General features: G+C 47.2%; 14 protein-coding genes. 6 read left to right on the top strand and 8 right to left on the bottom strand.

Translation table 11 applies throughout. The features are described 5' to 3' along the window. Nucleotides 1–146: 146 nt before the first annotated feature. Nucleotides 147–1,319, top strand: coding sequence for a benzoate/H(+) symporter BenE family transporter (locus CBR65_RS12045; protein WP_087467077.1), 1,173 nt, complete (start codon nucleotides 147–149; stop codon nucleotides 1,317–1,319). Between the two features lie 63 nt (nucleotides 1,320–1,382). Here the strand turns inward: CBR65_RS12045 and CBR65_RS12040 are convergent, their stop codons facing one another. Beyond that, nucleotides 1,383–1,817, bottom strand: coding sequence for a helix-turn-helix domain-containing protein (locus CBR65_RS12040; RefSeq protein WP_087467076.1), 435 nt, complete (start codon nucleotides 1,815–1,817; stop codon nucleotides 1,383–1,385). 81 nt (nucleotides 1,818–1,898) lie between these two features. Between CBR65_RS12040 and CBR65_RS12035 the strand changes: the two genes are divergently transcribed. After that, a complete protein-coding gene (locus CBR65_RS12035) occupies nucleotides 1,899–2,384 on the top strand; it encodes a DUF2938 domain-containing protein (RefSeq protein ID WP_087467075.1) in 486 nt (161 codons plus the stop codon). Between the two features lie 51 nt (nucleotides 2,385–2,435). Then, nucleotides 2,436–2,660, top strand: a complete 225-nt coding sequence (locus CBR65_RS12030) for a DUF2798 domain-containing protein (protein ID WP_198300724.1) — start codon at nucleotides 2,436–2,438, stop codon at nucleotides 2,658–2,660. A 14-nt stretch (nucleotides 2,661–2,674) separates the two neighbouring features. Here CBR65_RS12030 and CBR65_RS12025 read toward each other — a convergent pair whose 3' ends face one another. Next, on the bottom strand, nucleotides 2,675–3,031 hold the full coding sequence (locus CBR65_RS12025; RefSeq protein ID WP_232461184.1) for a DUF2442 domain-containing protein: 357 nt from the start codon (nucleotides 3,029–3,031) through the stop codon (nucleotides 2,675–2,677). Nucleotides 3,032–3,089: 58 nt separating this feature from the next. Between CBR65_RS12025 and CBR65_RS12020 the strand changes: the two genes are divergently transcribed. Further along, complete coding sequence (locus CBR65_RS12020; RefSeq protein WP_198300723.1) at nucleotides 3,090–4,406, top strand: peptidoglycan DD-metalloendopeptidase family protein; 1,317 nt, start codon at nucleotides 3,090–3,092, stop codon at nucleotides 4,404–4,406. A 57-nt stretch (nucleotides 4,407–4,463) separates the two neighbouring features. Here the strand turns inward: CBR65_RS12020 and CBR65_RS12015 are convergent, their stop codons facing one another. The 3 genes from CBR65_RS12015 to CBR65_RS12005 all read right to left on the bottom strand — a co-directional run bounded on the left by CBR65_RS12015 (nucleotide 4,464) and on the right by CBR65_RS12005 (nucleotide 6,858). After that, entirely contained in the window at nucleotides 4,464–4,970 is a 507-nt protein-coding gene (locus tag CBR65_RS12015; RefSeq protein WP_087467072.1) for a YdeI/OmpD-associated family protein, read from the bottom strand. A 182-nt stretch (nucleotides 4,971–5,152) separates the two neighbouring features. Further along, nucleotides 5,153–5,749 carry a cytochrome b gene (locus CBR65_RS12010; RefSeq protein ID WP_087467071.1) on the bottom strand — a complete coding sequence of 199 codons (597 nt, stop codon included), beginning with the start codon at nucleotides 5,747–5,749 and terminating at the stop codon, nucleotides 5,153–5,155. Beyond that, nucleotides 5,746–6,858, bottom strand: coding sequence for a catalase family peroxidase (locus CBR65_RS12005; RefSeq protein ID WP_087467070.1), 1,113 nt, complete (start codon nucleotides 6,856–6,858; stop codon nucleotides 5,746–5,748). The genes CBR65_RS12010 and CBR65_RS12005 overlap by 4 nt, the downstream gene beginning before the upstream one ends. A 201-nt stretch (nucleotides 6,859–7,059) precedes the next feature. On the opposite strand from CBR65_RS12005, the gene CBR65_RS12000 reads away from it, so the two are divergent. Together CBR65_RS12000 and CBR65_RS11995 are read left to right on the top strand one after the other, a co-directional pair. Beyond that, nucleotides 7,060–7,740, top strand: coding sequence for a heavy metal response regulator transcription factor (locus CBR65_RS12000; RefSeq protein WP_087467069.1), 681 nt, complete (start codon nucleotides 7,060–7,062; stop codon nucleotides 7,738–7,740). After that, nucleotides 7,737–9,152 carry a heavy metal sensor histidine kinase gene (locus CBR65_RS11995; protein ID WP_087467068.1) on the top strand — a complete coding sequence of 472 codons (1,416 nt, stop codon included), beginning with the start codon at nucleotides 7,737–7,739 and terminating at the stop codon, nucleotides 9,150–9,152. Before CBR65_RS12000 ends, CBR65_RS11995 begins: the two co-directional genes overlap by 4 nt. 321 nt (nucleotides 9,153–9,473) lie before the next feature. Here the strand turns inward: CBR65_RS11995 and CBR65_RS11990 are convergent, their stop codons facing one another. The 3 genes from CBR65_RS11990 to CBR65_RS11980 form a co-directional block, all read right to left on the bottom strand. Then, nucleotides 9,474–10,823: a serine/threonine-protein kinase gene (locus CBR65_RS11990; RefSeq protein WP_087467067.1), complete on the bottom strand. Its 1,350-nt coding sequence runs from the start codon at nucleotides 10,821–10,823 to the stop codon at nucleotides 9,474–9,476. Between the two features lie 236 nt (nucleotides 10,824–11,059). After that, nucleotides 11,060–12,805, bottom strand: coding sequence for a DEAD/DEAH box helicase (locus tag CBR65_RS11985; RefSeq protein ID WP_157672053.1), 1,746 nt, complete (start codon nucleotides 12,803–12,805; stop codon nucleotides 11,060–11,062). Between the two features lie 2 nt (nucleotides 12,806–12,807). Beyond that, nucleotides 12,808–14,595, bottom strand: coding sequence for an ATP-dependent endonuclease (locus tag CBR65_RS11980; RefSeq protein WP_087467065.1), 1,788 nt, complete (start codon nucleotides 14,593–14,595; stop codon nucleotides 12,808–12,810). Nucleotides 14,596–14,633 lie beyond the last annotated feature (38 nt).

Genomic DNA, 14,633 nt, shown 5'->3' with positions numbered 1-14,633 from the left:
TCAGCGTGGTTTCAGATGCTTTTTTGATAGCGCTCCCTATGCCTGAGGCTCAGCGCGGAAATACCATGGCGCCCAACCCGCAGGTGGAGCGCTTTATGTCCGCTTTTTGTAGTTAAACTTTATGTAGTCAAATCGATTCGGACAAAATGCAAACTCCAAGCCTTGTAGCTCCGCGTAATATATTCCGTGACCTTTCTCTTTCGGCCATCGTAGCGGGGTTCGTTACGGTATTAGTCGGCTTCACCAGTTCCGCGGCCATTGTGTTCCAGGCTGCGCAGTCTTTGGGAGCGAACGACGACGAAATCAGTTCATGGATGTGGGCGTTGGGTCTCGGCATGGGGCTCACAAGTATCGCGCTCTCGTGGGTGTATCGAATACCGGTTGTCACCGCCTGGTCCACGCCGGGGGCCGCAATGCTCATGACGAGCACCGCCGGATTACCGATGTCGGATGCAATCGGCGCATTCGTTATAGCGGGATTGCTCACCGTTATTGTCGGTTTCACCGGATGGTTCGAGCGGATGATCCGTCGTATTCCGGTGTCGATAGCCTGTGGCATGCTTGGTGGTGTGCTACTGCGTTTCGGAATGGAAGCCTTTGGTGTGCTCAACACGCAACTCGTACTCGCATCGCTGATGTTCGCGGCATATATCCTCGCGCGACGATTCCTCACACGTTACGCCGTGGCATACGCCGGCTTCGCCGGGTTGTTGCATGTGGAGGTACTGACGCTACAGCTCACAACCCCCGTGTTCACCATGCCGACCTTTTCGTTGGCTGCGATCCTTGGCATTGCGCTGCCTTTGTTTATTGTCACGATGACGTCCCAGAATATGCCCGGTGTTGCCGTGATCCGCGCCTCTGGTTATGACTTGCCAATCTCACGACCCATCGGGTGGATCGGCGTGGCGAACACCTTCCTTGCACCCTTCGGTGCATACGCTCTCAATCTTGCGGCGATCACCGCAGCCATATGCACCGGTCGCGATGCCCACGAAGATGCGGCGCGCCGGTATACAGCCGCGATTGCTGCCGGTGTGTTCTATCTCATCCTTGGCTTGTTTGGCGCGACAGTGGCTGCACTTCTCAGTGCATTCCCAAAAGAGTTGATTGTCGCCATTGCCGGTTTCGCGCTATTGGGAACCATCGGTAGCAGCTTAACGACGGCGCTCGAAAATGAGTCGCAACGCGAGGCGGCGTTGGTCACTTTTTTGGTAACGGCGTCGGGTATTTCGCTCGTGGGCATCGGGTCCGCATTCTGGGCTTTGGTAATAGGCAGCGTGACGTTACATATTCTAAAACGACGGCCTGCGCACTAACCGACGTAAACGTGCTGGCTCAGACTGCACGTTTTTCTTCAGCATCAAGACGCCGATTCAGCATCAAGACGCCGATTTTTTTCGGGGTGATTTTCTTTTTCCATCGTTACCAATAGCGCCTGCCGCCGCTAGTCCCAGCAAACGGCGAAACTTCGGGCACTCCATATGACTCGGTGCAGAACAGACGGCCGCATGGCGCAGGCCGTCGCGCATCGCGGTCAGCTTTCCAATTGTTCTATCCAGTTCATCCGCTTTGCTTATCAATAATTCCCTATCAATGTCCGGGTTTCCCTTGGTGCCTAGCATGCGCGCGATTTCATCCAGTGAAAAACCGGCGGCGCGCCCCAGTGCAATCAGCGCCAGTCGCTCCAAAACACTGGTGTTGAAAACCCGGCGTAAGCCTTGCCTGCCCACCGAACTGATCAAGCCTTTTTCCTCGTAAAAACGCAAGGTCGAGGCTGGCACACCGGCGCGTTTAGCGACTTCTGCAATATCCATCATGAACCCCTTGACCTCAAGTCGACTTGAAGTCGTACGATAACAACCAGTCCAAATTCAGACAACAACAGGTAAGTAATCATGAACAATTATGTAGTCATTTCTATCCTCGGGATTGGCGCTACAGCAATAATGGATGTATGGGGATTGGTCCGCAAAGCGTTGCTCGGTATAGCGCCTCCAAACTACGCGTTGGTCGGGCGTTGGATCGCCCATATGGCGCGCGGACGTTTTCATCATGACGCCATCGCGGCGTCTGCGGCGGTGCGCGGCGAACTCATCATCGGATGGGCCGCGCACTATTTAATAGGTATCGCCTTCGCAGCTTTGCTTATCGGTATCTGGGGGAGTGCATGGATTCAACAACCAACGCTTGGCCCGGCACTTATGGTGGGTGTTGTGACAGTGGCTGCCCCATTCTTATTAATGCAGCCAGGTATGGGTGCCGGTATTGCCGCCGCCAAAACGCCGCGCCCTGGGGCTGCGCGAATTCAAAGCCTGATTACTCATGCGATGTTTGGTATCGGGCTTTATGTAACGGGGCAGGTGATACAACTTTTTGATTGACGACAATTAACACGCTTTTTAAACGGTTTATTAAATTTTCAGGAGAACAACATGCGTATTCCCGCTCGCTTCGCGCCTATTCTTTTCAGTGCATTACTTTCCGCCATCATGGTCTGCATCGTATCGGCTTTCGTGCTTATGATCTCCCAAGGTTTTCACGCGGGATTTGTAGCGCAATGGCTCAAAAGCTGCGCGACAACATGGCCTGTAGCCTTCCCGACAGTCGCTGTTGTGGCTCCCTGGGTACGGCGGATAGTTAGCGGGATGACTGCTTAATGTAGGAGTTGGCGTTAACGCGCCAACTTCCCTGAATATAAATCCTCGACCGGGAAAATCATTGTGTAATCATCCCAATTCAAATTACCATCTTCAATCTTGAAAGTAAGAAAGCCTGATTCCGATTTATAGCGTTCATAGTCGGGGTGACCAACGGAAAATATAAAAGGTGCGAAATCAACGAGCCTATGCTCACCATCAGAGAATTCAATATCCAAGATGTGAGACTTTATGTGTTTTGCTTTTTTAACGGATAGCTCCGGCATTTTATACCTTCTGGTTGATAATTTTGTGTGAATATATTTTCTCTTAACAAAATAATCTACTGGTTTTGGACGATAAGCTTGGTTTATTCGTAATGGTTCTGGCATCACCTTGATGCACTTCTGGCCGACTGAATTAATTCTTTATCATCCAGTCTTAATCAGCATGAAATATGTTCTGATCATGGTGATTGTGCTTCTCTGTGCGGCCGCGCTGTATTTTAAAGACCAGGTGCTGCTGTCGCCGCACGATTCCTATTACTCCGCATTGCTGCGCGAAAACCTCAAGGCTACTGCCGAACGCTGGAGAATGGAAGCGGAGGAATCCTTAGCGGCGCCATTACCGATATCCTTGCCCTACAGCGAGCGCCGCCTGCTTGAAGCTGACTATCTACAACCCATCACATTTTCGTTTGATCTTAAAGTGGATGAGCTTATCCAGGTTGATATTTTTCCATCAATTAATACGCGCGCCGAGGTTTTCGTGGATGTGTTTTATGTAAAGGACGCAGCAACCGAACCAAAACGTATTGGCAGCATGGCGGCGAAGGAACAGCAACTCAAGATAGCGGCGGAACATACTGGCCAATACCGGGTGCGTATACAACCATCCCACACGGCGCAGGGACTAATGGATATCGCCATAACGTCACCGCTACGTTATGGCTTTCCTGTTGATACCGAGCGTGAAAATGCCGTGCAGAGTTTTTTTGGTGGTGATCGCGATGGTGGCGCGAGACGGCATGAAGGTATCGATATTTTTGCACCGCGTGGCACGCCGGTCATTGCCGCTGAGGCTGGTCATGTTTCCCGCGTGGGAGATACACCGCGCGGCGGAAAAAATGTGTGGGTCCGTGGTGACAATCGTTCCTTTTATTATGCGCATCTCGACTCAATCGCGGTGTCCCCCGGCGACCGTGTCAGGCGTGGAGATGTTCTCGGCACCGTCGGTAATACAGGTAATGCAGTCACTACCGACCCGCATTTGCATTTTGGGATATACAAATTTGTGCGGGGCGCGGTTGATCCCTTGCCTTTGGTTGGCCGAAAAAAATCGGTAAACACTTACGCTCCACCGCTCGTTCAACTGGCGCCGCGATGGTTGTCGATTAAACCAGAGAAAGCAAATTTGCGCAGCGGCCCTTCATTAAGAACTACCGTCGTCGCTTCTTTAATGCGTGCGGAATTAGTACAGGTGGATTCAGTCGCCGGGGATTGGTTGCGGATTACAACAGGCAAGGGCAAAAAAGGATTTATCGCACGGTATTTGACGGAGACACCGTCCGAATCGATATTAACGTCCGCTGAAAATTACGTGGCTTTTTCATTGCCCGATGACACCGCGCCGGTTGTGGGTCATTTTTCTGCGGGAGAGAAATTACCAACTTTAGGTCAGTTTGGCAGTTTTGCGTGGGTCAAAATGCCGGGTGGCGTTTATGCATGGGCTAAAGTGGCGAAGCAGGAAATACCAGCACTGGATTAAAAGCCTTGCATGTATGGTTATTACACTCCAATTAATACTGAGCGAAAATTTGTCAGGCTACTCATTCCAGGATCTCGCCAAAAACCGTCCCTTACCGCCCGACAAGACATGTATGGCCAGTTGCGTATTACGGGTTTGCGCCTCAGTTGATTTCAATCGATCCAGGTAGCGTAGTATTTCCTTTTGAAGGCTCGGGGTGAGTTCATCCCAGCCCTGTTTAGCAAGTTGATTTTGTTCTAATGCTTCACTGAACCAAATGGGCATCGGATGAGCGGGCCCCGGTTTATAATCTGCATCAAATTGCAGTTTTACTTCCACCAGGCTACCAACCTGTGTGTTAGAAGCTTTGAGCACTTCACGACTCAAGTACAAATAAAAACTCCCGTCGCCAGCAGGCATCATATTGATGCGCCACGGCGGCTCAGGCTTACTATTTACCTGAACCAACACGGGAAGGGGCTTGCGCCAGTTTTTCTTTAGTTGTGCAGCGAGTTCCGCGCTGACAAGTACATAAGGATTTATTCCGCGTTTTTTGATTGTCGCGGTAAAGGAAATACTGGCCATGGCGCAACCCGTGATATCACAAATTCCCGGTTTCAATAGGTTCAAGCTCTCATGTAGCGGATACTTTTTCAAGCTTGCGGATCTGATATGAATTTCGTTAGTTTTCCTCAGTCTTTATTGCGCATCCACCAAAAATTTCTATCGAATGTATTTGGGCGAATGTATTTAGGGAGGTGAAAAAACTATTCGCTGGTTGAATTGGCATTGGTAGGATCATCTCCCCGCGCCATGCTCGCAAACACCCCATCGCGGCGCACCCAGGCGTGGAACAGCGCCGCCGCTAAATGCATCAGCACCGTGACAAACAGAAGCAGCGCCAGCCAGGTGTGAGCGCTACGCAATACGGCATAAACGGTGGCGTTGTGGGGGGCAATGGCTGGCAGTGTAAAACCACCGAACATCGTCACCGGATAACCGCCTGCCGACAACATAGACCAGCCAACCAACGGCATGGCAAACATCAGCGCATACAACAACCAATGCGACGCCTTGGCCGCAAACACCTGCACGGCGGGTAGGTCGGCGGGCAAGGGTGGCGGGCGATGACGAAGACGATTGATCAAGCGCACAATTACCAATAACAAAATAGCGATGCCGAGCGGTCGATGCAGGCTGATCAGAGTGGGGCGCAAGCTAAGCGACGCAACCATGCCGATGCCAATAAACAACATCGCCAAAATCATCAGCGCCATACTCCAATGCAAAATGCGCGCGGTCAGGTTGAAGTGGCGCGGAGCAGACCGCGAGGGTAGGTGATTATTATTTTCGGTGGCGTTCATTGTGAAGCCTCCTGTGACGACGCTTGACCGATGGCGGCATCCGCTTTGCCGGTGGCGATATCATGTTCGCGGCGATTAAATGACACCGAATAGACTGCGGAGCGCGCTGCCAACAACGGATCTTCAGACCCGTCTACGCCCGTGGGCAGTATCAGCGGATCGTAATTTATATCGCGGCACGCGCCGGTCGTTTGTGGTGACGCACGCTCGATCACCACAGTGCCCACCGTCACTTTCTGGCGATCTTCCGGCCAGGTTTGCGACGGGTCGGTAATCGAATCACCTGGTTCTGCCAGGGTCACGACCATCTCCCAGCGCAAGGGCCCTTGTGCGAGGCGCGTCGTGAGATCTTCTGTCAGGAAATTATCGTCAGCGGCCTCTCGCTCTTCAGGCGACATGGCCACGAATTCTGTCTGCGGTTGCATTGACCAGCGCACATGATGCTGCTCACCGGCACTGTTGCTAAAGCGAAACGTATTGACGCTGTGGTAGGTGGTATTCGCCCAACTGGTTGACCAGGGCGTGTTTTTGGCCCACGCCGCAAAGCGTGCGAATTCTGGATGTGCCGCCGCAAACGCGGCCACTTTAGCGGGGTCGGGCTTGCCCGTTGAAGGGTCGGGCGCATTCGCCACCGTTTGCGCGTAAAACGCCTGAACCGACGACACCGCAAAAAACGGGAAATTATTCATCGCCATGCGCCACTGCTGGCCATCGTCACTATTGAATTGCAACGCCATACTGCGCACGCGCGCCTTGGCATCCAACCCATAGGGCGAGCCGCCGCCAATCGACATGCGCCCGATAAACGGCGTGCGTACCGGCGCGAACAGGCGCGCGCGCGAAAGCGCTACGCCCTGGCCATTACCCTCAAAATAACCTGCCACGCACACGCCCTTGGCATGCGCGCGACGGAAACCGCGATGGACTTGCCCGTTGCTGGTCTCAATCGCATTGGTGAAACGCGCCGGGGTAAGCCTGTCTGGCGTAAGCCACCCAGCCACCCACGCAAAAGCGAGCGCGATAGCGGCAACGATGAACGCAATAGCAAATCGCGGAAGCCACGTGGGGCGCCGCGATAATAGATTAGAAGTGGGTGTGGTTTTTTGCATGGAAGCGTTTCCCCAGAGGCGATGTGTCAGCACCAGTATTGGCTTGAATGGGTTGGAGCACCAGCTTTCTATGAAGATGCCTGATATCGTAGCGGGTATGCACTGAAATTCCCGTGTCATTTGGATGACAAATTTGTCATCACGATATGCGGCACTAGCCTGTAAAATTGATCGTAAGACATTCTCAGAGCAGGAATTTACATGGCCCTTCTCGTCATTGAAGATGACCAAAAAACCGGTGAATACCTGAAGAAAGGTTTTCAGGAGGCTGGCTATTCAGTGGACGTGGCCCGCAATGGTATTGATGGATTGCACCTGGCACTGGAAGGCGAGTATGAGCTGATCATCCTGGACGTGATGATGCCGGTTATGGACGGCTGGACCTTGATCAGCGCGCTCAGGGCCAAAAGCGATGTGCCGGTTATTTTCCTGACTGCCAAAGACCGTCTTGACGACAAATTAAAAGGTTTGCAACTGGGCGCTGATGATTATCTGGTCAAGCCTTTCTCATTTGCAGAACTGCTGCTACGCGTGCGCACCATCCTTCGCCGCGGTGTAGCGCGAGACAGCCGTGACCTTGATACATTCCAGATCGGCGACCTGCACTTTGATGCCGTCAAACATAAGGTTACGCGGCAAGGTGTGGATATCGTGTTGACGAAAAAAGAATTCATGCTGCTGCATTTGCTCATCAAACGACAGGGCGAAGCCTTATCTCGTTCTGTGATTGCATCGCAGGTGTGGGACATGAATTTTGACAGTGATACCAATGTCGTCGATGTGGCGGTGAAGCGGCTGCGCGCTAAGATAGACGCGCCCTTTGAGAAAAAATTAATCCATACCGTGCGCAGCGTCGGTTATATGTTCTCGGACCAATCATGAGCTTCTGGAACAACTGGGAATTACGCTATCGGGTCGCCGGTTTATTTGGCCTTGTTGCATGTTTGGTCGTGAGCGGTTTGGGTTTCTATCTGTACGTTTCAGTCAAACAGGCAATGGAGACGCGCGTCGACTATGCGTTGATTGGCAGGGTCGAGCACTTCCGTAATCTATTTCACGCGTTGTATGACATCAAGCAAATGGAAGAACGCCCTGAGCTGTTCGAGAGCATGCTTGGTAATGAACAGGATGTGCGCATGTTCAAACGTGTCGATGAAGCGCCATTCATCGTTGTGAATCCGGGCAACCTGTTGCCCCCCTCTATGCCTGTGGTGCCGGTAGATAAGGCGATAGGCATAAATTCTCTACGCACGAGCACAACCACCGATGGCGTAAAAGTGCGCTGGGTGACAGCGCTGGCTATGCTGGGTACAAGCCAGGATAGGATAGAAATTACCGCTGCCTATGTGATGACACAAGAATCCAGGATGCTGTCCGCCTATCTGTACCGTGTTATCGCAGCGGTAGTGTTGACAGCGCTACTGACCACAGCGCTGGCTTTTATTATCCTCAGTCGCGGGCTGCGCCCCATTAAACACATGCGTGACAAAGCGGCTGAAATTACACCCACAAAATTGTCCGTACGATTCGGGATGACAGATGCCCCACCCGAATTGCGCTCGCTGACAGCGGCATTTGATGCAATGCTGGACAGGCTGGAAAAAGGGTACCAGCATCTGAACCAGTTTTCTGCCGACCTTGCGCACGAAGTGCGTACCCCGGTGAACATCATGATGGGGCAATCACAAGTCGCCTTACAACAGGCAAGAAGCCCGGCTGAATACGAGCAAGTGCTGGAATCCAATGTCGAAGAGTTATCACGCATGGCACGCATCATAGAAAATATTCTATTTCTTGCGAATGCCGATCAGGAAAACCCGGTTGCCGACCAGGTAGAGATTGATGTTCCAACCGAGCTGGAGAAGATCGCCGAATATTTCGAACCTTTGGCAGCGGAAAAAAATATGAGCTTTGAGGTCACTGCAAGCGGAAAAATGTTTGCCAACTTAATCATGTGGCGCCGTACTGTGAATAACTTAGTGTTGAATGCCATACGCTACGGCAAACCGGGTACGACGATTCAGCTCACCAGTGCGCACACCGCAGTAGCCGACACCATTTCTGTCGTTAACCAATACGATGCGTCTACGCCAATAGATACCGATCGAATCTTTGACCGTTTTTATCGTGGTGACGAATCACGCAGTGTGTACACTGAGTCTAATGGCTTGGGATTGTCCATTGTGCGTGCCATCATGCGTCTTCATCGAGGTACTGCCAGTGTTGCTCATCTTGGTGAGGAAAATGCCGTTGTATTTACGTTGGAATTTCCGGGAAAGACGATACGGCGATAATAGCGTAAGTCTAAAATGAGCAATCGAAGTGTGAGTTAGTCGAGCCATTCGCGATAAGTCCCGACATTCTGATAGTTGATTGTAAGAGCTGCATGAAAGAGGGGGCTATTGCTCTACAAAAAGTACTGCCTGCGCATCCATCGCAAGTTTTCTCTCTATAACGGCTTTAATAGCTCAGCCCGATGCGGGAGTGATCTTTAGTTCAGCTTTCGGCCAATAGCGGACCTTGGAATCCCCTGTCCAGCAAAGCTATAGTAGGGTGACAATAAAATCTGAGAAGAAAGTTTGGTAGAGTTTTGTGCTCCAAAAAAGTGCATTCTGTTAAGTCCTTTTTGCATTAATTGACTTAAGTACCGCTCTAATACTTTCGCATTTACATTGCGAAGGTTCGATTTCAGTTAAAAATGAGTGTTGATTCCTTTGTATGACTCCAGCAACGTGAATTCCTAACGAATCATCACTTACTGACTTTACCATAGAGATGCATGTCTCCATTGCTGCAAACCTATTCATACGATACGCACTGTCAACAGCCAACTCGAAAGCTCGTGCACGAGTTTTCGATAATACATCTTTGTTTTTAAATATTGTCTGCATGTTGTCTGCTATTTTTTCTGCAAATGACCATCCATATTGCTCACTCTCAACCATCGTCTTATAGATCTTAAGAAACCCATCTAACTGTGATCTAAGTTTGTCTTGAGTTAAAATTGATATGAATGGAACTTTTATTTCGATACAAATTCGTATCTGATCCTGTTCATCCACAAGGCCTAGCTTGTCAATAAATTCTACTACTTGAGAAGATTTATACTTTGCTTCGTTTTTGAGCCGATCATTAATCGTGGCCATAAGCTGGCTCACCTCACCTAAAGGGCCCCCACGGCCACGGATAACATCATAGGCCATAGTTAAAGCCTGTCTAAGATCGGCTAGCGATTGATATCGTTTCTCCTTACTTAACTCACAGGCTCGCTCAATAACGTGAAAGAGAGCCGGATGAACTTCATTCTCCATCAAGTATGCTGGATTTTGCTTGGTGACTAAAACGTAAAAGCTTTTTCCAAGCATAAATATATCGCTAGCTTCATCAGCATATTTAAATCCACCATTCTGAAATTCAGGCGGTAGATAGCCTTGTGATCCCCAAAACATTGAGCTGCTTGTAAATCTGGAGGTTGAATCGGGTTCAATTCCAAGGCCAAAATCAGAAACGACCAACGTATCTCCATCCAAAAGAAAATTTTGAGGTTTAATATCTCTATGCAACACCTCATTTGAGTGAAGTTCTGAAATGCAATCAATCATCATATTGAAGAAATTCTCTTGCTCTTCAACGTCTGCCTGTATATCGTCAATACGTGTTGTAAGATCCCCATTTTCATAAAACTTCATAACGAAATACGGCGGTTCATGTTGTGTATTGCTGTATAACACTTCGACGACTTTTGAATTTCCATAAAATCGTTTGAGGAGGCGAACTTCTCTACGAAATCTCTTGATATACTCTTCATCTTCCTCTCGGCAGTACTTCAAGGCTAGTTGTCCTGGAAGCTCCCTTGTACTATCTCTCACAAGTAGCACACGCCCCATACCTCCACTATCACTACACAGTCCAGTGATTTTAAAGCGATCATCTATTAGTTCGTTGATTTCATAATCGATCGTCATTCCTAAAACCCATCTTTATTTAATACAATTTAGCACTTTAATTTATGATTAAGTTTCAGCTATTCCACATTCAATTCGATGTAACGCTAATAACATTAAACGGCCAACTGAGGACGTTAACTAAATTTTCAACGCGATACAGCAGTGTTGACATATCGAATAATGAAATTTATAAGAAGAAGCTTTTCCTATTATTAAACTAAAACGGAATCCCTGCTTTAAATACACATAAAGTATTATTCGTTCCATTTTTTAAATCCAATAGAATCTAATCTAGGGGAAAGCTCTTTAATTATTATCTTTGGCACCGCCAGTACAAATAAATCTTTCGCTCTGGTTACTGCTACATAGCCAATTCGCCCAAGCTCTGTCGAAACACCATCAAGCAGTGCATGTATTTGGTCTTTCTTCGCAATATATAAAACACCATCAAGGCTTTCGCCTTTAACTTTATGAACCGTGGTAACTCGAATTGAAGTGGAGCTTTCTAAATTAAACGCCATATCTGGGGCTAATGGATAATCGATTAATTTAGTTTTCTTTATGTTTCCCGAAAAGTTATTGATTTTAGTATATTTATATTTTTCTTCTAGATTAGCTAGCAGTAGAAACAAGTTGTTTTTTAAGCAAGCATGCCATTCGGTACTAGCCTTTAGGTGCGCAGAAGGCAACCCAGTTTCTGTTGATCTAGTGAAGCACCATAGGTCTTCTCTCATGCTTTTTGCGACAATATTTGAATCGCTCTTTAAAATAGAGGATAAAATATTATCTGGGACATCTTTTAGAAGTCCAATCACTGCACGAGAAACGAGTTGAAATGCAGTGAAATAATCCAGATGCACATCTCTGTATAAAGCAGCAGATGAAAATAATTTAATCTTCCCTATCCCTAAATTTTTTGAAAAATCATTTAACCTCTGTATGTCTGCATTCCCTCTATACAACACTGCTGAATTTTCAACTGAAAGATTTAACGATTGAAGCTTCTTTTCGAATATAGAAATAAGCTTCTGGTGGTCATTGGTTTCATAGGCAACATAATAAGCGCCATGCCCCTCGGAAATTCGATTACGGAAAGCCACATCATTCCGTTTTGAAATTGAATTTGCGACAGAGAGTATTTCGGGGATCGAACGATAGTTAGTTGTAAGCGGTAAACTATGAACATTAACAGAGCTATCATGATCAACGATAAACTGACCAGTTGCTCCTGAAAACTCATAAATAGCTTGGCATGGATCTCCAACAAGGGATAGATTTGTCCCTTTTTCTGCAAACAATTCAAGAATATATTGATGAAATAGTGAAATATCTTGTGCTTCATCCACAATAATATGTGGGTATCTGTTTACGATTAAAGACAATATATTTTCTTGCTCGCATAAACTTTTTAGTGCCCAGAACTTACCCAGCTCATGAGTGTATGCTCCAATACAGCCGAGCCGCTTTGTTACTAAAAGGCCGTTATTGATAATATATACCGAGTTATGATATTTGTATTTAAAATTGAAGCCTCGACCATCAAAATCTACGGTGACGTTATTTATTTCTGAACCTTCTACAGGCCTCTTCTCTCCGGACGGTAACTCATACCAGAATTTAAGTTCTTTATTCAGAAGAAACGGTTCTGACCCATCAACCAAGAATGGAATTTTGCTACACCCCATAGTTCGATGAGCATGAGGACGAATTATGTGGCTTGTAATGAATCCATCTACAGTATCGATTGTGACTCTATTTAAACCCCTGGGCCCTTGACTATTAGATGAAATTTCCAGATACGTCTTTTTGAAGGTATCGACAGCGATATTTGAGAATGATAATAATGCAACATGAGAACGAGTATTTGTTAACGCATACTTGATCTTTTCTAACCTGTGAACAGCAGTTTTTGTTTTTCCACTGCCAGCACAAGCAATAACAGATAGAGCATTGAGTGGTGCATGAACTACATTTCGCTGCTCATCAGAAAGGCCACTCACGATCACGCCTCCTCATAATCACATACATGCTTAATAGCGTTACCGATGTATTCCGGAACCACAAATTTTTCAGCTGGCCCAAGTTTCGCAATCGAGTCAGCTAATGCCTGACCGTAGCGGCCTTTCTGTATATTCTTCTTATTGCTACCACGCTCAAACATTCCAGTAAATAAGATTTTTGCTTTCTCCTGATCGGTAATGGCACGATTAATTAGCGCTTGAAGATCCCTGCCTATTTTTGGATGCATTTCAATGAGAGTAGCAATCATAACTTTCCGATTATCATCATGTAGAGCCAAATCATATTCTAATGTTTTAACTCCATAGAAAATTTTTATTAAATTATCTTGGTATTTAAGCATTGATTTAGTGTTCGAAGATATATTTACTACCTCTTCCAAACTTGGATAAATTGGCTCCGCATCCTCTTGGTCGGGATCAGCAACAGGGTCAGCATCTGTAATAGCCGCCACTGGGATCGGGAGTGCTGCTTCGCCAAATATGGGAAGAAAGCAATCAAAATTTAGTCCTTCAACGCTAATCAAGCTGATTGCATGCTTTCTAAGATCATACTGATATCCAAGCTTTTTAGCTAAAACACTAATGAGCATAAGCTCAGCTGCACCTTCGACAAATATTACTCGCCTCGCAAAAAAAATCTCTGCACGAGTAATGTCTAAGTATCGCTCCAATTTCTTTCTCTTAGTTTCGCTTTCCTTTTGAACGGTATCAAATTTGACATTCCTGGGTGAAAATGCGACAACCCTATCTTTTCGCTGAATCATGCAAATAGTTGAGTCCAAGTTCGCAATGGCTGCAAAATTTGGAGAGTGGCTTGTAACAAATAACTGGACATTGCCCTCCCCAGTATCAGCCTTAATCGACTCCAAATACTCAAGCAAAATAACCTGAAGCTGAGGGTGAAGATGAGCCTCCGGCTCTTCAATAATAAGACCTCGATATGCGGCAGTTTTATCCTTCACCATTTCACTAAGAACTACAGCCATAAATATTAAATTATTAAAACCTAGGCCATTTGCTTCAATACCAAAATAATCCACCATTAGTGAAAGTCGCGCAGACACAAGATTGTAATCTGAACCAGTTATTCCTAAGTCAAGCTCTTGCGCAAGCGTCTCACCAAGCATATTTTTATGACGAAAAAAAATGGCATCTTTGGTTGCCTTGATTGGAGACCTATTCTTTAATAACACTTCAAACCGCCGAATAAGAGTCTCAACACTTTCTTTTCCAACCGGATCTTTCTCGCCAAGAAGTCTCATCAATCTAGCTAACTGGCTACGCCTTCCAGGCCTTAAACCCTGAGATGCGTCCCTCAATGGCGGCAAATATACTCCCCGCAAGTTTTCCAGCATGTCGCTAGTAAGCCCAAGCTCTTCATGAGCCCCGCACCAACGCCTAGGTCTCAATCGCTCACTCGATTCATCAACAAGTGAGTAGCTAACAAAGAGATGAGCTTCGAACGCTTTTCCGTTTGGCACCAATGCTTGGATAAAATCGGCTTCATCCTCATGCGACAAGCCATCAAAAATGAACTCAAAAGAAATTGGCCCAATTGCAGAACCACCATCCGCAGGCCGGTGTATATCCTCAATTGTGAGAGAAGGATATGGGTCTTCGTGGCCCGCCAATAATGATCGAAGAGCGTCAACTAGAGCAGTCTTTCCTATATTATTCGCGCCCACAATGACATTTAGTCCTTCGCTAAAATCAAATCTTGTATATTTTATTTTTCGAAAATTGGAAATCACCAAGCTTTTCAAATACATCAGTTTTTCCTTTTACAAAATTCTGCATATTTACCTAA

Source organism: Cellvibrio sp. PSBB006 (genome assembly GCF_002162135.1).
In the GTDB taxonomy this organism is placed as follows: domain Bacteria; phylum Pseudomonadota; class Gammaproteobacteria; order Pseudomonadales; family Cellvibrionaceae; genus Cellvibrio.
Note: the sequence above shows the minus strand (reverse complement) of the source record. Positions and strands in the feature narration are given on the sequence as shown.

Bases quoted from the DNA above. Each gene is read 5' to 3' on its own strand.
- CBR65_RS12045 (WP_087467077.1), top strand. From the start codon at position 147: ATGCAAACTCCAAGCCTTGTAGCTCCGCGTAATATATTCCGTGACCTT.
- CBR65_RS12040 (WP_087467076.1), bottom strand. From the start codon at position 1,817: ATGGATATTGCAGAAGTCGCTAAACGCGCCGGTGTGCCAGCCTCGACC.
- CBR65_RS12035 (WP_087467075.1), top strand. From the start codon at position 1,899: ATGAACAATTATGTAGTCATTTCTATCCTCGGGATTGGCGCTACAGCA.
- CBR65_RS12030 (WP_198300724.1), top strand. From the start codon at position 2,436: ATGCGTATTCCCGCTCGCTTCGCGCCTATTCTTTTCAGTGCATTACTT.
- CBR65_RS12025 (WP_232461184.1), bottom strand. From the start codon at position 3,031: ATGCCAGAACCATTACGAATAAACCAAGCTTATCGTCCAAAACCAGTA.
- CBR65_RS12020 (WP_198300723.1), top strand. From the start codon at position 3,090: ATGAAATATGTTCTGATCATGGTGATTGTGCTTCTCTGTGCGGCCGCG.
- CBR65_RS12015 (WP_087467072.1), bottom strand. From the start codon at position 4,970: ATGGCCAGTATTTCCTTTACCGCGACAATCAAAAAACGCGGAATAAAT.
- CBR65_RS12010 (WP_087467071.1), bottom strand. From the start codon at position 5,749: ATGAACGCCACCGAAAATAATAATCACCTACCCTCGCGGTCTGCTCCG.
- CBR65_RS12005 (WP_087467070.1), bottom strand. From the start codon at position 6,858: ATGCAAAAAACCACACCCACTTCTAATCTATTATCGCGGCGCCCCACG.
- CBR65_RS12000 (WP_087467069.1), top strand. From the start codon at position 7,060: ATGGCCCTTCTCGTCATTGAAGATGACCAAAAAACCGGTGAATACCTG.
- CBR65_RS11995 (WP_087467068.1), top strand. From the start codon at position 7,737: ATGAGCTTCTGGAACAACTGGGAATTACGCTATCGGGTCGCCGGTTTA.
- CBR65_RS11990 (WP_087467067.1), bottom strand. From the start codon at position 10,823: ATGACGATCGATTATGAAATCAACGAACTAATAGATGATCGCTTTAAA.
- CBR65_RS11980 (WP_087467065.1), bottom strand. From the start codon at position 14,595: ATGTATTTGAAAAGCTTGGTGATTTCCAATTTTCGAAAAATAAAATAT.